Source organism: Bradyrhizobium sp. 154, from assembly GCF_023073875.1.
In the GTDB taxonomy this organism is placed as follows: Bacteria; Pseudomonadota; Alphaproteobacteria; order Rhizobiales; family Xanthobacteraceae; genus Bradyrhizobium.
On sequence record NZ_JADPKG010000085.1, the window covers coordinates 116,773 to 132,816 of the forward strand.

Below are 16,044 nucleotides of genomic sequence, written 5' to 3' on the forward strand. Positions count from 1 at the left end.
GGGAGGGTCGATCGCGCGGAGCGCTAGCGGGGTGGGGTGACAGTCTCTCCCTTGAGGCGGTGCCCGAGTGGAGAGATCACCCCACCCCGCTTCACCTCTCGCTTCGCTCGACGCGAGGCGACCCTCCCCTCCAGGGGAGGGCAAGAAGGATCACGCCGTCAATCTTTCCGCGTGCCAGTGCAGATGATCGCTCATGAAGGTCGAGATGAAATAATAGCTGTGGTCATAGCCTGCCTGACGCCGCAGCGTCAGCGGGATACTCGCCTTGGTGCAGGCGGCTTCGAGCAGTTCCGGCTTGAGCTGTTCTTTCAGGAAATTGTCGGCCTCGCCGATATCGACCAGAAAGCCCGAAAACTTCGCGCCGTCCTCGATCAGCGCAACCGTGTCGTGGCTGCGCCAGGCGTCCTTGTTCAGCCCGAGATAACCGGTCAACGCCTTGATGCCCCAGGGCACGAGCGAGGGCGCCACGATCGGGGCGAAAGCGCTTGCCGCGCGAAAACGGTGCGGATTGCGCAGGGCCACCGTCAGCGCACCGTGGCCGCCCATCGAATGGCCCATCACCGATTGTCGCTTGGCGTCGACCGGAAAATTCGCCGCCACCAGCTTCGGCAGCTCGTCCGTCACGTAGCTCCACATGCGATAGTTGCGGGAGAACGGCTCTTGCGTCGCGTCGACGTAGAAGCCGGCGCCCAGGCCGAAATCGTAGGCGTTGTTGGCATCACCCGGCACGTCGGTCCCGCGCGGACTGGTATCGGGCGCGACGAAGATCAGGCCGAGCTCGGCGCAGGCTTTGCGGAATTCGCCCTTTTCGGTGACGTTGGCATGCGTGCAGGTGAGCCCGGAGAGATACCAGACCACGGGCAGCTTGGCGCCGTCCGCGTGCGGTGGAATATAGACCGAGAACGTCATGTCCGTTCCGGTCGTCTGGCTCGCGTGTCGATAGACACCCTGGACGCCGCCATAGGATTTGTTCGTCGAGACAGTCTGAATCGTCATGCCCAAAGCTCCGTGGCATCTCGCCACATCAAGATTGCAACGCTTGTGTGACCGAAATTTGTGGCGATGTCAGGCAACGCCGCTGTCGATCGCCAGCCGCACCAGCTCGACCGAGGTCTTCACGCCCAGCTTCTGGCGCATGATCGAGGACGTATTGGCCACCGTCTTGTAGGACGATTGCACCAGCCAGGCGATCTCGGACAGACTTTTTCCGGCGCTGAGCAGCCGCAGGATCTCCATCTCGCGTGCGTTCAGCTTCGACAGCGGGCTTTGCGCCAGCGCCGGTCCCGCAAAGGCAATGCTGCGCGCGATCGCGCTCGGGAGGTACGTGCCGCCGCTCCCGACGGCGCGGATCGCCTCGACGAGGTCGTCGGGGTCGCCGGTTTTGGAGACGTAGCCCTTGGCGCCGCATTCGATCGCGCGCGCCGCAAAGGCGGGATCGTCGTTCATGCTGAACATGATGATGCGGGCCTCAGGCGCGCGCTCGAGGATGCGGCGCGCGAGCTCGAAGCCGGAGACGGTCGGCAGGTTGATGTCGATGATGCAGAGGTCGGGGCGTTCGACGATGAACACGCACTCGCCGTCTTCGGCGTCGGCAGCCTCCAAAATCTCGATCTCGCCCGCGTCGGCCAGCACGGCACGGCAGCCGGAGGCGACGATGGGATGATCGTCGACGATCAGAATGCGCATAGGCGTTCCCCGCGACAGCGCGTTCTCCCTGATAGAAACTGCCTGTTCTGCGCCGCATGAGGCCGACCAGGCTAGACGCGCGCGTCTCATGTCGCCTCATGCAACCCGGCCGGGATTGCTGTACGCTTCCGATTAGATATCCGCCGCTTCGCCTCTGTCAACGTCATCGGAGAGGCGGGGCAGAACCTTCGCGGGGCACGAGCGATACCAATGTGGCAAAATCTTTCCTTGCGCGGGCGCATCAACCTGTTGCTGGCGCTGCTGCTGGCGCTGGGGCTGGCCGTCAATATCGGCCGCCAGGTCGCGGAGGCGGGGCCGCGCGTGCAGGCCGAGGACCAGAGCGTGATCCGGCTCGCACGCGAGTTCATCGAGATGATCGTGGCGGACCTGAACGAGGCGCCCGATCCGGACGCCCGGCTGAACCAGATTGCGCGTGATCTCAGTCGCCTGCGCCATGTCAGCATCGCGCTCCATGACGCCGGCGGAAATCCGCTGACGCCGCCCCGGGCCGATGCCGACGCCGACACGCGCGGGCCGCCGGCTTGGTTCGTCAGCCTGGTTCATCCCGAGCAGACCGCCGTCAGCGTGCCCGTCTCGATCCATGGCAAGCCCGGCTCGCTCGTGATCACCTCGCATCCGAACGACGAAATTGCCGAGATCTGGGACAGCATCGTGACCCAGCTCGAGGTCGGCTCGGTCATCGCGGTGGTGGTGTTCCTGGTGATGATGAATGTGGTCGGCCGGGCTCTGGCGCCGCTCCAGTCGTTGGCCGAGACGATGTCCGAGATCGAGGGCGGGCATTATGACGCGCGGGTCACCCCAGGCGGTGCGCCCGAGCTCGGCGCCATCTGCGGCAAGCTCAATCATCTCGCAGCAGCGCTCGGCGAGGCGGTCGAGGACAAGCGGCGCCTTGCCGAGCGTGCGGTGTCGCTCCAGGACGTCGAGCGCAAGGAGATCGCGCGCGAGCTGCATGACGAGTTCGGACCGTATCTGTTCTCGCTGCGCGCTCATGCCAGCGCGCTGGCGAAGCTGGCGGACGGACGGGCGCCGAGTGCGGAGGCGGTGCGAAAGCACGGCAGCGCCTTGCTGGAGCAGATCAACGCGCTCCAGCAGTTCACCCGCCGCGTGCTGGAGCGCCTCCGGCCCGTCGGCCTCGCCGAGCTTGGCCTGCGCCAGGCGCTCGAATCGCTATCGCGGCTATGGCGGGAGTCGCATCCCGAGGTCACCATCGAGACCTCGATCTCGCCGGCGCTGGGCGCGACCGGCGAGACTGCCGACCTCACCATCTACCGCATCGTGCAAGAGGCGCTCACCAACGTGTTCCGCCATGCCGGCGCGACCGCGGTCAACGTTGTCATCGAGCCGGCCGGGCAGCACGGGCGCGACGGCCGCGTCTGCGCCCGGGTACGGGTCAGCGATAATGGCCGCGGCATGGAGCCGGGTCAGAAGCTCGGCTTCGGTCTCGTGGGCATGCGCGAGCGGATCCTGGCACTGGGCGGTACCCTCAATGTCGTCTCTGGCGAGAACGGTTTGACCGTGGAAGCGCTGGTTCCGACGGCGGCGGCCTGATCGTGCCCGAAACGATCGGGAAAAATTCCCGATTTTATCGGGAAAACGAGCGCGGATATCGCCCGATCTTTTGTGGCTGGCGCGCTCATTGCGGCCGAATACACTCATCTCGACCGAACGGCGGAAAATCACAACAGCCGGTCGTCACGGATGGGAAGGCGGGATGGGCAAGGGTCTCTGGTTCAAGCGTCGTTTATTGATGGCTTCGATCTCGACGGGGCTGGTGTCCGGGTTGTTCGCGCACCCTGCCGCGGCCGCGCAGGATGAGGAGACCAACGTTCAGAACCTGCCACCGGTCGAAGTGACCGCGCCACCGTCGGCGACGAGGCGCACGACGCCGTCGCGACCGGTCGCACGCGTCGGAACGCCGGGGTCCGCCAGCCCCAGGACGCGCATTTACGTCTATCCGACCGCGCCGGGCACCGGCAGAGGTCTTGATGTTGACAAGGTCCCGTCGGCGATCAACGCCGTTGATGCCAGCCAGATCAAGCGCACCGGCTCCCTGAACGTCACCGACGCGCTGCGCGACAACATCGCCGGCGTCAACATCAGCGAAGTCACCGGCAATCCGTTTCAGCCCGACGTCGAATTCCGCGGCTTCGTCGCTTCGCCCGTGACCGGCACGCCGCAAGGCCTTGCGGTGTACCAGAACGGCGTCCGCATCAACGAAGCCTTCTCCGACGCCGTCAATTGGGACCTGATCCCCACCGCCGCGATCAGGTCGGTGACGCTGGTGACCAACAATCCCGCCTTCGGTCTCAATGCGCTGGGCGGTGCCATCAACCTGCAAATGAAGGACGGCTTCACCTATCAGGGTGCGGAGCTCGATGTCATGGGAGGCTCGTTCGGTCGCATCCAGGGCTCGGCGCAATGGGGCAAGCAGGTCGACAAGAATTACGCCGTCTACGGCGCGCTCGAAGGGCTGCACGACAACGGCTTTCGCAACTTCTCCCGATCGGACGTGCGGCGCTTCTACGGCGATGTCGGCTACAAGGCGGGCGACAGCGAATTCCACGCCAACATGGGAGTGGCCAAAAACGATTTCGGCGCCAGCGCCACCGTTCCCGCCGAGCTGCTCGAAAAATATTGGGGCGCGACCTACACCACACCGCAGATCACCTCGAACCGCGTTGGCTATCTCAACCTGACCGGAAAGGTCGATGCGACGCCGACCTGGACGCTCGAAGGCACCGCGCATGTGCGCCGCTACGAGCAGAAGATCGTCGACGGAAACCCGACCGATGCGCAGGCGTGCGGTGCAGATCCGACGCTGCTGTGCTTCGGCGATGACACCACGCCCGCAAACGGCGTGAACGGCGTGCAGCTTGCCAATCCGTTTGCGCCGGGAACGATCCTCGGCGAGATCGACCGGGGCACGATCCGTTCGACCACCTTCGGCGTTTCGGGACAGGCCACCAACACCGATCAGCTGTTCGGGCACGACAACCGCTTCGTGATGGGCGCAACCTATGACACCGGTGTCACGCGCTACAACGCCACCGCCGAGATCGGCTCGATTGCAGAAAACTACGTCGTCAGCGGCAGCGGTGTCTTCCTGGGGCCGACCGGCTTACCAGATCCCGTTGCCGGTCCTGTCTCGCTGCGGACCGTCAACCAATATAACGGCCTCTACGCGATGGACACGTTCAACGTCACGGATGCCTTCGCCATCACCGGCGGCGGTCGCTTCAACGTGGCGCGCATCACGCTGGAAGATCAGCTCGGCACTGCGCTCAACGGCGATCACACCTTCGCCCGCTTCAACCCGGTGATCGGCGGCACCTACAAGATCACTCCCGAGCTGACCGCCTACGCCGGCTATTCCGAAGCCAACCGCGTGCCGACGCCGCTCGAGCTCGGCTGCTCCGATCCAGCCCGTCCCTGCCTGATCGCAGCGTTTCTCGTCTCCGATCCGCCGCTGAAGCAGGTCGTGTCGAAGACCGTGGAAGCGGGCCTGCGCGGCACCAAGGAGCTGAACATCGGCACGCTCGGATGGAAGATCGGCGGCTTCCGCGCCACCAATCACGACGACATCCTTGCGGTACCCGCCGTCGGGCGCACAGGCTTCGGTTATTTTTCCAATGTCGGCCGGACGCGGCGGCAGGGGCTCGAAGCCGAAGTCAACATCAAGTCTCCGGCGCTCCAGTTCCAGGCGAGCTACGCCTTCGTCGACGCGCGCTTCCTTGACCCGCTCGAACTCGGCTCGGAAAGCCCGTTTGCCGATCCGGCCACCGAGACCATCCGGGTTTTGCCCGGCAACCAGATCCCCGCGGTCCCGCGCCATCGCGTCAAGGTCGGCGTCGATTACTCTGTGACCGACGTCTGGAAGGTCGGCGGCAACGCGCTGTTCGTCTCCAACCAGTATCTGGTCGGCGATGAGTCCAACCAATACGCGAAGCTGCCGTCCTATACGGTCTTTAACCTCCACACCTCCTATCAGGTCGCAAAGAACGTCCAGCTCTACGGCCGCATCGACAACGTCTTCGACAAGCGTTACGCGACCTACGGACAGTTCTTCGACCGCGAGGCCGTGCCCAATTTCACCAATGGCGGCGCAGAATTCACCGACCCGCGCTCGCTCAGCCCGGCAAGGCCCCGGGCGTTCTATGCGGGCATGCGGGTGACGTTCTAGGCGTGCTCGATGCACTGCCTTCCGCTACGGCCTGAGGCGGACTCGCACCTGCATTGCGGGAATTGGCGGAGGAGTACCGGCGCTGTGCGGACAGCCAAGAGGAGAGAGGCCAAGCTCTGCAGCCTGAAAAAGGCGAGCGGACAAACTAAATCGGACGCGTTCCGATATCGGTGCTAGACACGGGGATGATAAAATTCATTATGATTGCGCTGGTCACCACAGTTCCGGTCCTTGCTCAAGTCAGTTCCACTCAAAACCCGCCCTTTACCGATCGCGAACAGGTTAAGCATGACCGCGCGAAAGCGGCCGAGGCCGAAAAGAGTGCACCCACAGCGCGGCCCTGGGATCGAGACGCGGACGGCAAGCGCCCGTGGGATCAAAAGCCCTCGAAGCCCTGACAGAACGATGTCGCGTCTGGCGCCATGCGCTCGAACTCCGTTCGATGCTTCTGGAGATAGCTGATGGCCTGCTTCCGCGTGTTGAATGTCGTCGCGAGCCGGCACATCTGCCGATTTGCGCCGGAAGCGAGAAAGAAAGTGATGGTTCCGTGATCTGGCGGGATTCTAGGCACGACCTGCACTTTCCGGCATGTGATCGGCCCCTTTAAGTTTCGGCGGTGGCGTTGAAGGCGACTATCGCGCCGGCTTCCTCGAACGCTTCTTGGGTGCCGGCAAAGCTATTCGAACAGCTTCATCGGCCGCTTCCTTGGCCTCGCGCACCTCGCGGAGCCGCGCCATGTTCTTGCGAATCTCGATAGCCTGTCTTTCGGCATCCGCCAATGCGCGCGCTCCCTCTTCGGCGGCCAGCTGCTTACGATTTAGACGCGCGATGCCTTCGGGTGACAGGTCTGCCGATTTCTTGGGGCTCATTGCTCACCCGGCCTGGCAACAGACAAAACCCGCTCAATCCGAAGATCGAGCGGGCAGGGGGGCCGTTTCAGTACATCCGTGAAACGGCGCCACGATATCAAGCCAGCGAGAGGTTCTCAGCGCTGACTTTGCCTCGCATCTTGTCGGTCTTGACCTCGAAATTGACCTTTTGGCCTTCTCCGAGGCCCGCCAGACCGGCGCGTTCGACGGCGCTGATGTGAACGAACACATCGTTGCTACCATCGTTCGGCTGAATGAAACCGAAGCCCTTTTGGCCGTTGAACCACTTCACAGTACCTGTCGTCATTTTCTTCTCCAAAGCGCGCGAACGCGTTCCGCGCGACAATCACGCGGTTATCTTCAACTTCGTCGATGTCTTTGGAAAAGGAGCCCGCGGGGCGCATTCAACAAGGCACAGCGGCTAATCGAACAAGGTCAATATACATCACATTCGCGATTTCGCAAGGACGCAAGCCAATTTGTTTCTGCGAGGCTCCTCGGGTGTTCCGATCGCAGCACTTCGCGTCTGTCTGCCGGCCTGCAAGCAAGACGTTAGCGATTGACAGCACAGCACGACAGTGGTCACGTTGGTGTCACCAAGCTGCATCGCTGTGACAAGCAGATCGGCTCGTCCGAAGCCGCGATGAATGTCGCCGCCGCTATCCTCAAAAATCGCAATGAAGCTCCTGCGCAATTGGCTGCCCTGCAGGACGTGTCGCATTCGCAGCCCCCAGCGAGGATGATCAATTGCACGTACTTGTCAGAGACAACAACGTCGACCAGGCGCTCCGCGTTCTCAAGAAGAAGATGCAACGCGAGGGCGTCTTCCGGGAAATGAAACAGCGGCGTTCCTACGAAAAGCCGTCGGAGCGAAAGACCCGCGAGAAATCCGAGGCCATCCGCCGGGCCCGCAAGCTCGCTCGCAAGCAGGCGATCAGGGAGGGCTTGCTGCCCGCGCCGCCCAAGAAGAAGCCCTTCGAGCGCAAGGCGCCACTGCCGGAGATCAAGGCGCGCGCGGAGTAGAAAGAATCCTCGTTCCGGAGACTCCGCAGCAACGGCATGTCGGTCTCATAACATGATGGTGGCGTCACTTGTGACGCCGCAAGAAGGCCGGTCGCGGTGCTGTCGTTGCTTATGACCTGAAATCGATGCCTCGCAGCACAATGCCTGGCGGCGTGCCCTCGAACTCCGTCGCACGATATTTGCTCGCAGCGCATGCTTCGATGCGATCCCGCAATCGGCTGAACTGGGCCTCCCGCTGCTCGGGTTTGACTTGCGGGCCGCGCTCGAGGTCGTCCATCGCAGAGGTCGAGATCGCGCAAGGAATCTCCCGGGCACCGTCATGCATCGAGAACCGGACGATCATTCGGTCGTATTCGTGGCCGATAAAGCGGCCGCTGGTCAATGTCATGGCTTGCTCCGTTAACCTAATTGCGGCATGTCGAGAATGCGGGGCGGCCGTCGTTCGCCTCAGACCTCGCCCGACAGCCGGGCGAAATCGTCGAACAGTGCTGCCACTAGCGCGCGATGGCGCGTATCCTCGGAAGGCAGACTCGCAGCATAGAGGTTGAGCAGATGGCGCGCCTTCACTGCCGCCTCCGGCCAGGACGCGGCTGGCACCGTCATCATGCGGTTTTCGAGATCGGCTTCACGCTCGCGGAGCTCGCGGAGATGCGCCTCCACGTCAGCCAACGCACGGCGCAGGTCGGTTGCCTTCTGCGCGGCCATGCCGCGACGCTTGTCGAGATCGACCGGCCGGTCAGTCATTGGTGATGCTCGCGTCCGCGGCTTGTGCGTTCGCAAGATCGATCGAGCCGATCGACAGCATCTCCGTGGCGCCGCAAGCGCCTTCGGCGGGCACCGTGATCATTGTGGCAATGCGGCGATAGGCCGAGAAGGTCAGGCCCTCGATCGTCTCCTCGTCTGTGACGACCTCATAGGCGCCGGCCGGCAAGGTTCGCTCGATGCCGCGGATGCGGAACGGATGCTTGAACTTGACGGTTTCTCGCCGCGAACGGATGGTCATGCACGCCTGCCTTTCGCAAGTGAAGGCTGTCGCGACCATGCGCCCTTCGCATGGCAATAGCCAGCATTATCGTGACTAGCCGGCAAATGAAGATGTCGCGGCGGAGCCGTCGCCCGCGCGGCATTTAACGCTCGCTATTGGCTCGGCGCGGGCGTAGCCTCGCCACCATCACCGCACATCTCAACGGCTTCGACCGGTGACTGAGGGTCACGTGTGCTCCCGCCGAAGGCCTCGCAGGAGCATTCGATGTCGCGTGTTCGCATCTCGGAATGGATCGTGCCGCCGGTGATCGTTCCGTTGTTTTTGCTGCTTCTCGTATGCGGAGCCCCCGTCCTCAATGGCTAGGACAACCCGCGTGCCATATCTGGTCAGCGGAACCAACGAATACGGCAGCTCCAATCTCGGCCGCGGCAGTGCAACGGTCGCGCTGCGGCTTGCGCGAAGACTGCTGCGCGAAGGCTACATGGACGTTAGGGTCTGCACTCCGCGCGGACGGGTGCTGCAGTCGAACGAACTCGACGAACTCAAACCACCAAAGGAGAGCGACATGGCGAAGGGCCAGCAACGCGGCAATCGCGAAGCCAAGAAGCCGAAGAAGGAAAAGGCCAAGGTGATCGCTGCGGCGCCGAACCGCAAGGAAGCCGCTTGGCAGCCGGATTTCGGGACGGTGAAAAAGAAGTAGCGAGGAACGAGGCCGAAGGGACGGGCGAGCTCGAGGCGCCGCTCGAATTGACTCTCCTAATTAACTCGCAACTTCTGATGTCGCCTGTTCGTCCGTAGCGGGCGGCGCGTCGGGGTTCCCATGTCCGCTTTTCCCAAGCGACCTGGCTTGAACAAGATCGGCACCCTGAATTCCTCGCCGCGTATTGTCTTTAACCAAACAGAAACCATCGCGAATGATCCGAAAATTTTAACGAAACTCCCCGGCCGGTTCTGCGTCGGTTTGTCGGAGGGCCCGGCTGATGACAGAGCACCAGTTGCGAGAGCAGGAATTCAAGATCGCACGCTATCGGCGCCTGGAGCGGGAAGTGACAGATCCGCTCGCCGCATGTCTGCTTCACAGCATCATCGAGGAGCTCGAGGCCGAGCTGCGGAGGGACCAACCGGATTGGCACGGGCCGCGCGATTAACGCTTTCTTAGCACTGATGCTGCGGACTATCCGCTCAGGAGTACCAGGCGGAGATGGCTCCCATGCTGAAGGACGGCACCTACGCGGCTTGGTACAAGACGCCGCTCGACCAGGGCACCGGGATCGTCCATGTCGCAGACGGACAAATCTGGGGCCGCGACAGCCTGATGACGTATCATGGCTCCTGTCACGTCGATGGCGATCGCTTCACCGCCACGGTATCGACCAAGCGCCATACCGACGGCCGCGCAACGGTGTTCGGCAACGACGATGAGCTCACGCTGCACATCGAAGGAAGCTGCCCCGGCAAGATCGCGAGTTACACGGCGACAGCGATACAAGTCCCGGGAATGATCCTCCAGGGCACGCTCATCCTGACTGAACAGCAGCCACCGGCACCTGAACGAGCCGGGCAGATGCCGGAGTTCAATCCCGACAAGCTGCCGAAGTTGCCGAAGCGCTCGCGCTGAGCGCGTGCGCCATCGCGACGAAACCGCTCGTCGAAGCCTTGCCACCTAACGCCCTGCAAACTTCAGGCATGGCGACGCAGAATCCCCCCGCGCGCGCCAACCAGCAGGGGGACGTTTCACGCGGAATACGGCGACGTTCTGAGTCAGTTGGCTGCTCCAGCGAGGCGAGGGAGATCATTTTTCCTCCCTCCAACCCCGGGCGAGTATCGCCGCTTGTTGCAAGGTGATGCTTCGGACCAGCGGATCCGCATGACGGTGCACGAGTTGCCAATCCGTGCCATCCTTGCGGTAGACTTCAGTCACGCGCAGCGACCAGTCTTGAGCCGCCAACCCGCCCACCTCGGCCCGCTGGTGTTCGACCATAACGAGAACGACGAGCTCGCTCGATGCATAGGTTTGCAAAACCTCGAGTTCGGTTTCGCCTTCCCTGAAATATCGCGATAGGTCAGCCAAGCGCTTCGGGCTGGCGTCGAATCCGCGACTTGCAGGACCGCCGAAGGGCTGCATCAGCGTGAAATCCGGCGCAATGCGGACAAGCTGGAACCAGCGATCCATGTCGCCACGCATGAAGGCGGCATTCTTCTCGCGGGCGCGTTCGATGAGGCTGGCTATCACGTCGTTCCCGGCGGCCGCATCGGCCGAAAGCTGGGCGGACAGAGGAAGCGCAGCCGTAGCGGCAATCATCGAGCGCCGCGACATCGCCTCCGGCGAGCCTGGCGATTTGTTCACCCCGGGCGGTCTCTTGGTCATTTCAGGACTCCTGATCAAACGGCGAGCGAGCCCGATCCATGCGGCCTTGATCTTGATGAATCCAGCGATATGATTTCAGCAATATGCTGAAGAAAATTGATCTATCCAGGATTGATCTGAATCTGCTCGTGCTCTTCCGCGTCGTTCTGGAAGAACGTCATGTCGCGCGCGCAGCCGCTCGGCTGAGCCTGACGCCGTCGGCTGTCAGCCATGCGCTTGGCCGGCTCCGGCTTCTGCTGAACGATCCGCTGTTCCTGCGGACACCGAAGGGCGTCGTTCCAACGGCGCGGGCGTTGGAGCTTGGGGAGCCGGTGGCCGAGATCATCGCGCGTGTCGAACAGCTGATCGGGTCGGCTGCGCCGTTCGACCCTGTGAAAAGCAGCCGTCGGTTCACGATTGGCGCCCCCGACGCCGTCCTGGTCTCCACAACCGTTCCGCTCTTGCGTTCGATCGCGACTGCGGCACCTCACATTGACATCGGGCTGATCCATCTGATGCCTGCGCCGCGCGGCGGCGCGATCGGAGAGCCCTGGCACCAAAGTCTCGACATGCTCGAAACACGCGAGCTCGATATCGCAATGCTGCCGCTGCCGGCGGTATCATCGCGTTTCGAGGCACGCAGGCTCTATGAGGAGGAGTTCGTGCTGGCCATGCGCAGGGGACATCCCTTGGCAACAGCGCCACCCCGTGCTGCATTCTCGCAATCACAGCACCTGCTGGTGTCTCTCAGCGGTGAACCGCGTGGTTTCGTCGACGAGATGTTGGCAAAGCGTGGCCTCGAACGCCGCATCGCCCTAACGGTCCCGAATTTCATGATGGCGCTTGTCCAGCTTTCTGGGTCTGATCTGATCGCAGCGTTGCCGCGCCGACTGGTGGAGCACCATGCCGGCCGCTTCGGCTTGGTGTTTGTCGAGCTGCCTTTCGCCCGCAAACCGGATACGATCCGGGCCATCGCAACCAAGGCAGCGATGAGAGACGCCGGCATCGCCTGGCTGATGCAGGTTGTGGTCGGTTCAGTCGGAACAACCCGGCCCTAAGATCGCCGGCCCTGAAAACACGAGAGGTGTTCAGCCGACGCAGGAAAATGGACGACATCGTGCCTGCTGCGTCACCAACGCTTGCCGGATCTGGGTCCTCCTGCATGCGCTTCTCAAACGGCCCGGAACTGTTCATTGTGCCGGGCCCAAATGAAGAAAGCGGAGCAGCATCAATGTCGGACCCCGTCTCGCGTCGCCAGTTTGCCAAGCTGGCGGGATTGTCCGCAGCCGGAGTTGCGAGTCCGCTTCAAGCCCTCGAGGTCAAGCCGGTATCGCCGCCGCGCAGCGGAAACGGCTTCCCCGCAGGCTTCCTCTGGGGCACGGCGACCTCGTCCTATCAGGTCGAGGGTGCGGTCAACGAGGATGGGCGAGGGGCCTCGATCTGGGACAAGTTTGTCCGCATCCCCGGCAAGATTGAGGACGGCACCAATGGCGACCGCGCCAACGAGCATTATCAACGCTACAAGGAGGATGTCGCGCTCATCAAGGAGCTCGGCTGCAAGGCCTATCGCTTCTCGGTGGCCTGGCCGCGGGTGTTTCCGGACGGCGACGGCAAGCCCAATCTGAAGGGGCTCGACTTCTACAACCGCCTGATCGACGAGCTCCTCAAGAACGGCATCGAGCCGTGGCTGACACTGTATCATTGGGACCTGCCGCAATCGCTCCAGGACCGTTTTGGCGGCTGGCGCTCGACCGAGACTTGCAAGATCTTCGGCGACTATGCGGCCTATGTCGCCAAGCATCTGACCGACCGGGTCAAGAACGTGTTCACGCTGAACGAGAGCGGCCGCTTCGTCTATTTTGGCTATGGCATCGGCATCGACGCGCCGGGCTTGACGCTGCCGCAGGCCGAGGTCAACCAGATCAGGCACAACAGTGCGCTCGCGCACGGGCTCGCCGTGCAGGCGGTGCGCGCCCATGGCCGCCGCGGCACCCGCGTAGGGCCGGCCGAGAACATCGACGCCTGTGCGCCCGCGATCGACACGCCGGAGAACGTCCGCGCCGCGGGAATCGCGCTGCGCGAGATGAATGCCGGCTATCTCAACGTCATCATGACGGGCAAGTATACCGACGCCTTCCTGAAATTCGCCGGGCCCAACGCGCCGAAATATACCGATGCGGAGCTGAAGATCATCTCCTCGCCGGTCGATTTCCTCGGCCTCAACATCTACGCGCCGCAGAACTATGTGGTGGCTTCCGACCAGGGTGCCGGCTTCATGCCGCTGCCGATCCCGAAATCGTTCCCGCACATGAACTCGGACTGGTTGCGCGTCGGTCCCGAGACGATCTACTGGGTCCCGAAGCTGGCTGCGAAGATCTGGAAGACCGACGCGATCTATATCAGCGAGAACGGCACCTCCAGCGATGACGTCGTCACGGCCGACGGCAAGATCTACGACACCGATCGCATCATGTATCTGCGCAACTATCTCGCCCAGCTCCAGCGCGCCACCACTGAGGGTGTGCCGGTGCGCGGCTACTTCCTCTGGAGCCTGATGGATAATTTCGAATGGGTGTACGGGCTGAACAAGCGCTTCGGCCTCTACCACGTCAATTTCGACACCCAGGTCCGCACCCCAAAGCTCAGCGCCAGCTTCTACCGCAACGTGATCGCGAACAACGCGGCGGGTGTGTGAGCGCCTTCTTCCCGTGTAGATCCATGACGTCGCTGAGGCTTTCGCGCCCGATCGCTCAGATCGCATGCCCCTAGCCCGATTTTACGCGTAGCGGAAAATCCGGGTGAGGGGTGCACACGCCACGCATTGACTCACCTGTCTCCCTAATTCACAACGCCTCTCAACACCCATAAACAAGAGGACAACGCCAATGGTTGACGCGCTCATCATCGATGCCTGCCGCACCCCGCGGGGCGTCGGCAAGGCCGGCAAGGGAGCACTCTCGGGCATTCATCCGCAGCAACTGGGTGCAACCGTGCTGCGCGCGCTTGCCGACCGCACCGGCATCGATACCGCCGATGTCGACGACATCGTCTGGGGCTGCAGCGCGCAGGTCGCGACGCAAGGCGGCGATCTCGGGCGGATGTCGGCGCTGGATGCCGGCTATGACGTGCGCGCGAGCGCGGTGACGCTCGACCGCTTCTGCGGCTCCGGCATCACCAGCGTCAACATGGCCGCCAGTTCGATCATGGCGGGCGCCGAAGACCTCGTCATCGCCGGCGGCTGCGAGATGATGTCGATGGAGGGGCGGCGCGGCTCTGGTCCGATGATGATGGACAGCGGCAATCTTCGCCTGCGCGCGCGGCACCCGCAGTCGCACCAGGGCGTCTGCGCCGATGCCATCGCGACGCTGGAGGGTATCACGCGGCAGGACGTCGACGCGCTCGGGCTGGAGAGCCAGAAACGGGCAGCGCATGCGATCGCGAACGGCCACTTCAAGAAGAGCCTCGTGCCCGTCCACCGCGAGGACGGCAGCCTTGCGCTCGACCATGAAGAATATCCGCGCCCGCAGACCACGATGGAGGGGCTGAGCAGCCTGAAGCCCGCGTTCTCCGCCGTCGCCGACTATGCGCTCGACGATAAGGGCACGACCTATCGCGGCTTGATCCTGCAAAAGTATCCCGACCTCGAGATCGACTTCGTGCACCACGCCGGCAACTCGTCTGGCGTCGTCGACGGCGCCGCCGCAATCCTGCTGGCCTCGCCGGCCTACGCCAAGGCACATGGCCTCAAACCGCGCGCCCGCGTCGTGGCGATGGCCAACATGGGGGACTCGCCGACCCTGATGCTGAACGCGCCGGTCCCGGCGACGCGCAAGGTGCTGGCGAAGGCGGGGCTGACCGTTGATGACATTGACCTGTTCGAGATCAACGAGGCCTTTGCGGTGGTTGCGGAAAAATACATCCGCGATCTCAGGCTCGATCGCGCCAAGGTCAACGTCAATGGCGGCTCGATCGCGCTCGGCCATCCCATCGGCGCGACGGGCTCCATCCTGATCGGCACCGTACTCGACGAGCTCGAACGGCGCGACCTGAAGCGCGGTCTCGTCACCATGTGCGCCGCCGGCGGCATGGCGCCCGCGGTCATCATCGAGCGCGTCTAGCCCTTATATTTCAGGGTGAATCGCGACCGGCCTCCGGCAAAGAGGCCGGTCGTCGCTTGTCGAAAGCATCGAATCAGCTTTAGCAAGGTGGCTTGCGGGCCTTTGAAACAAGGCAAAAAGCGCTGCCTGAGGCTCCTTTCGCTCCGGAAGCAGCTAAAATGCAGGGTTTTTTGTCACAGAGGGCCAAAAAAGCCCGTAAAAACCGCGACAAAACTGTGCAGAAGGCTATAGGCCTTCGCCGGTTGGTCTAATATGCAACCGGCAACGAATCAGAGGAGACACGATGCCAACCCAAATGTCGAAATCGCAGCTGATCGAAAAGATTGCGACCGCCACCGAGCTTTCCAAGCGTGACGTCAAGAGCGTGATGGAGACGCTGACCGACGTCGGTCACAAGGAGCTCAAAAAGAACGGCCTGTTCCTGGTGCCGGGCTTCGCCAAGTTCGTGGTCATCAAGAAGCCCGCGACCAAGGCGCGCAAGGGTACCAACCCGTTCACGGGTGAAGAGATGATGTTCAAGGCCAAGCCGGCCCGAAAGATCGTCCGCGCCCGCCCGGTCAAGGCTGCCAAGGACGCCGTGGCCTGACAACGCAAAGGCCCCCTCGATCGGAGGGGGCCTTTTATTTGGGGCTGCCGCGAGGGCTTGAGACGGAGGGCTCAACCCTTGCGGCGCTTCACCCGTACCGGGACTGGCTCAAGCCGCGGTCCTGGCGCCACCAGCGCATCGCGCACCCGGTCGATGGCGCGATCGAGCAGCTGGCGCAGCCGCTGCGTTTTCTGCGATCGCTTCGCTCTTTCCAGCAATCCGCTCATCA

General features: G+C 63.0%; 20 protein-coding genes. 10 read left to right on the forward strand and 10 right to left on the reverse strand.

Annotated features, from left to right (window positions below):
* Window positions 1–150: 150 nt before the first annotated feature.
* Window positions 151–996 carry an S-formylglutathione hydrolase gene (fghA, locus tag IVA92_RS20130; RefSeq protein ID WP_247280508.1) on the reverse strand — a complete coding sequence of 282 codons (846 nt, stop codon included), beginning with the start codon at window positions 994–996 and terminating at the stop codon, window positions 151–153.
* Window positions 997–1,065: 69 nt separating this feature from the next.
* Complete coding sequence (locus IVA92_RS20135; protein WP_247280509.1) at window positions 1,066–1,686, reverse strand: response regulator transcription factor; 621 nt, start codon at window positions 1,684–1,686, stop codon at window positions 1,066–1,068.
* A 210-nt stretch (window positions 1,687–1,896) separates the two neighbouring features.
* Here IVA92_RS20135 and IVA92_RS20140 point away from each other — a divergent pair, with 210 nt between their 5' ends.
* The 3 genes from IVA92_RS20140 to IVA92_RS20150 all read left to right on the forward strand — a co-directional run bounded on the left by IVA92_RS20140 (window position 1,897) and on the right by IVA92_RS20150 (window position 6,285).
* Entirely contained in the window at window positions 1,897–3,255 is a 1,359-nt protein-coding gene (locus IVA92_RS20140; RefSeq protein WP_247280510.1) for a histidine kinase, read from the forward strand.
* A gap of 163 nt (window positions 3,256–3,418) precedes the next feature.
* On the forward strand, window positions 3,419–5,887 hold the full coding sequence (locus tag IVA92_RS20145; RefSeq protein ID WP_247280511.1) for a TonB-dependent receptor: 2,469 nt from the start codon (window positions 3,419–3,421) through the stop codon (window positions 5,885–5,887).
* 185 nt (window positions 5,888–6,072) lie between these two features.
* Window positions 6,073–6,285 (forward strand): hypothetical protein, encoded by a 213-nt coding sequence (locus IVA92_RS20150; RefSeq protein ID WP_247280512.1) that lies wholly within the window; start codon window positions 6,073–6,075, stop codon window positions 6,283–6,285.
* On the opposite strand, the gene IVA92_RS36070 is transcribed toward IVA92_RS20150, so the two are convergent.
* The 3 genes from IVA92_RS36070 to IVA92_RS20165 form a co-directional block, all read right to left on the reverse strand.
* Entirely contained in the window at window positions 6,264–6,467 is a 204-nt protein-coding gene (locus tag IVA92_RS36070; protein ID WP_247280513.1) for a hypothetical protein, read from the reverse strand. The two genes, IVA92_RS20150 and IVA92_RS36070, sit on opposite strands and share 22 nt — an antisense overlap.
* Before the next feature lie 52 nt (window positions 6,468–6,519).
* A complete protein-coding gene (locus IVA92_RS20160) occupies window positions 6,520–6,756 on the reverse strand; it encodes a transcriptional regulator (protein ID WP_247280514.1) in 237 nt (78 codons plus the stop codon).
* 97 nt (window positions 6,757–6,853) lie between these two features.
* A complete protein-coding gene (locus IVA92_RS20165; RefSeq protein WP_247280515.1) occupies window positions 6,854–7,063 on the reverse strand; it encodes a cold-shock protein in 210 nt (69 codons plus the stop codon).
* A gap of 440 nt (window positions 7,064–7,503) precedes the next feature.
* On the opposite strand from IVA92_RS20165, the gene rpsU reads away from it, so the two are divergent.
* Window positions 7,504–7,779 carry a 30S ribosomal protein S21 gene (gene rpsU, locus IVA92_RS20170; RefSeq protein ID WP_247280516.1) on the forward strand — a complete coding sequence of 92 codons (276 nt, stop codon included), beginning with the start codon at window positions 7,504–7,506 and terminating at the stop codon, window positions 7,777–7,779.
* Window positions 7,780–7,888: 109 nt separating this feature from the next.
* Here the strand turns inward: rpsU and IVA92_RS20175 are convergent, their stop codons facing one another.
* The 3 genes from IVA92_RS20175 to IVA92_RS20185 are packed head-to-tail and all read right to left on the reverse strand — an operon-like array spanning window position 7,889 to window position 8,782.
* Window positions 7,889–8,167: a DUF1488 domain-containing protein gene (locus IVA92_RS20175; RefSeq protein ID WP_247280517.1), complete on the reverse strand. Its 279-nt coding sequence runs from the start codon at window positions 8,165–8,167 to the stop codon at window positions 7,889–7,891.
* 59 nt (window positions 8,168–8,226) lie between these two features.
* On the reverse strand, window positions 8,227–8,523 hold the full coding sequence (locus IVA92_RS20180) for a hypothetical protein (RefSeq protein ID WP_247280518.1): 297 nt from the start codon (window positions 8,521–8,523) through the stop codon (window positions 8,227–8,229).
* Complete coding sequence (locus IVA92_RS20185) at window positions 8,516–8,782, reverse strand: hypothetical protein (protein ID WP_247280519.1); 267 nt, start codon at window positions 8,780–8,782, stop codon at window positions 8,516–8,518. The genes IVA92_RS20180 and IVA92_RS20185 overlap by 8 nt, the downstream gene beginning before the upstream one ends.
* 337 nt (window positions 8,783–9,119) lie before the next feature.
* Between IVA92_RS20185 and IVA92_RS20190 the strand changes: the two genes are divergently transcribed.
* Both IVA92_RS20190 and IVA92_RS20195 read left to right on the forward strand, forming a co-directional pair.
* Window positions 9,120–9,464, forward strand: coding sequence for a hypothetical protein (locus IVA92_RS20190; protein WP_247280520.1), 345 nt, complete (start codon window positions 9,120–9,122; stop codon window positions 9,462–9,464).
* A 510-nt stretch (window positions 9,465–9,974) separates the two neighbouring features.
* Window positions 9,975–10,382, forward strand: a complete 408-nt coding sequence (locus tag IVA92_RS20195) for a hypothetical protein (RefSeq protein WP_247280629.1) — start codon at window positions 9,975–9,977, stop codon at window positions 10,380–10,382.
* Window positions 10,383–10,556: 174 nt separating this feature from the next.
* Here IVA92_RS20195 and IVA92_RS20200 read toward each other — a convergent pair whose 3' ends face one another.
* Window positions 10,557–11,132 (reverse strand): nuclear transport factor 2 family protein, encoded by a 576-nt coding sequence (locus IVA92_RS20200; protein ID WP_247280521.1) that lies wholly within the window; start codon window positions 11,130–11,132, stop codon window positions 10,557–10,559.
* 83 nt (window positions 11,133–11,215) lie between these two features.
* Between IVA92_RS20200 and IVA92_RS20205 the strand changes: the two genes are divergently transcribed.
* From IVA92_RS20205 to IVA92_RS20220, 4 genes are all read left to right on the forward strand, one after another.
* Window positions 11,216–12,169 carry a LysR family transcriptional regulator gene (locus IVA92_RS20205; RefSeq protein ID WP_247280522.1) on the forward strand — a complete coding sequence of 318 codons (954 nt, stop codon included), beginning with the start codon at window positions 11,216–11,218 and terminating at the stop codon, window positions 12,167–12,169.
* A 173-nt stretch (window positions 12,170–12,342) separates the two neighbouring features.
* The gene (locus tag IVA92_RS20210) at window positions 12,343–13,806 is read left to right on the forward strand and encodes a GH1 family beta-glucosidase (protein ID WP_247280523.1); all 1,464 of its coding nucleotides are present in this window, start codon (window positions 12,343–12,345) and stop codon (window positions 13,804–13,806) included.
* A 190-nt stretch (window positions 13,807–13,996) separates the two neighbouring features.
* Window positions 13,997–15,229, forward strand: coding sequence for an acetyl-CoA C-acetyltransferase (locus IVA92_RS20215; RefSeq protein WP_247280524.1), 1,233 nt, complete (start codon window positions 13,997–13,999; stop codon window positions 15,227–15,229).
* Between the two features lie 283 nt (window positions 15,230–15,512).
* A complete protein-coding gene (locus IVA92_RS20220) occupies window positions 15,513–15,815 on the forward strand; it encodes an HU family DNA-binding protein (protein WP_084805933.1) in 303 nt (100 codons plus the stop codon).
* 71 nt (window positions 15,816–15,886) lie between these two features.
* Here the strand turns inward: IVA92_RS20220 and IVA92_RS20225 are convergent, their stop codons facing one another.
* Complete coding sequence (locus IVA92_RS20225) at window positions 15,887–16,042, reverse strand: hypothetical protein (RefSeq protein WP_247280525.1); 156 nt, start codon at window positions 16,040–16,042, stop codon at window positions 15,887–15,889.
* Between the last annotated feature and the right edge of the window lie 2 nt (window positions 16,043–16,044).

What these genes read in the sequence shown, in the direction of transcription:
- IVA92_RS20135 (WP_247280509.1), bottom strand. Translation starts at nt 1,686, where the DNA reads ATGCGCATTCTGATCGTCGACGATCATCCCATCGTCGCCTCCGGCTGC.
- IVA92_RS20165 (WP_247280515.1), bottom strand. Translation starts at nt 7,063, where the DNA reads ATGACGACAGGTACTGTGAAGTGGTTCAACGGCCAAAAGGGCTTCGGT.
- IVA92_RS20210 (WP_247280523.1), top strand. Translation starts at nt 12,343, where the DNA reads ATGTCGGACCCCGTCTCGCGTCGCCAGTTTGCCAAGCTGGCGGGATTG.
- fghA (WP_247280508.1), bottom strand. Translation starts at nt 996, where the DNA reads ATGACGATTCAGACTGTCTCGACGAACAAATCCTATGGCGGCGTCCAG.
- IVA92_RS20185 (WP_247280519.1), bottom strand. Translation starts at nt 8,782, where the DNA reads ATGACCATCCGTTCGCGGCGAGAAACCGTCAAGTTCAAGCATCCGTTC.
- IVA92_RS20190 (WP_247280520.1), top strand. Translation starts at nt 9,120, where the DNA reads ATGGCTAGGACAACCCGCGTGCCATATCTGGTCAGCGGAACCAACGAA.
- IVA92_RS20160 (WP_247280514.1), bottom strand. Translation starts at nt 6,756, where the DNA reads ATGAGCCCCAAGAAATCGGCAGACCTGTCACCCGAAGGCATCGCGCGT.
- IVA92_RS20200 (WP_247280521.1), bottom strand. Translation starts at nt 11,132, where the DNA reads ATGACCAAGAGACCGCCCGGGGTGAACAAATCGCCAGGCTCGCCGGAG.
- IVA92_RS20150 (WP_247280512.1), top strand. Translation starts at nt 6,073, where the DNA reads ATGATAAAATTCATTATGATTGCGCTGGTCACCACAGTTCCGGTCCTT.
- IVA92_RS20205 (WP_247280522.1), top strand. Translation starts at nt 11,216, where the DNA reads ATGCTGAAGAAAATTGATCTATCCAGGATTGATCTGAATCTGCTCGTG.
- IVA92_RS20220 (WP_084805933.1), top strand. Translation starts at nt 15,513, where the DNA reads ATGCCAACCCAAATGTCGAAATCGCAGCTGATCGAAAAGATTGCGACC.
- IVA92_RS20175 (WP_247280517.1), bottom strand. Translation starts at nt 8,167, where the DNA reads ATGACATTGACCAGCGGCCGCTTTATCGGCCACGAATACGACCGAATG.
- IVA92_RS20180 (WP_247280518.1), bottom strand. Translation starts at nt 8,523, where the DNA reads ATGACTGACCGGCCGGTCGATCTCGACAAGCGTCGCGGCATGGCCGCG.
- IVA92_RS20215 (WP_247280524.1), top strand. Translation starts at nt 13,997, where the DNA reads ATGGTTGACGCGCTCATCATCGATGCCTGCCGCACCCCGCGGGGCGTC.
- IVA92_RS20145 (WP_247280511.1), top strand. Translation starts at nt 3,419, where the DNA reads ATGGGCAAGGGTCTCTGGTTCAAGCGTCGTTTATTGATGGCTTCGATC.
- IVA92_RS20225 (WP_247280525.1), bottom strand. Translation starts at nt 16,042, where the DNA reads ATGAGCGGATTGCTGGAAAGAGCGAAGCGATCGCAGAAAACGCAGCGG.
- IVA92_RS20195 (WP_247280629.1), top strand. Translation starts at nt 9,975, where the DNA reads ATGCTGAAGGACGGCACCTACGCGGCTTGGTACAAGACGCCGCTCGAC.
- IVA92_RS20140 (WP_247280510.1), top strand. Translation starts at nt 1,897, where the DNA reads ATGTGGCAAAATCTTTCCTTGCGCGGGCGCATCAACCTGTTGCTGGCG.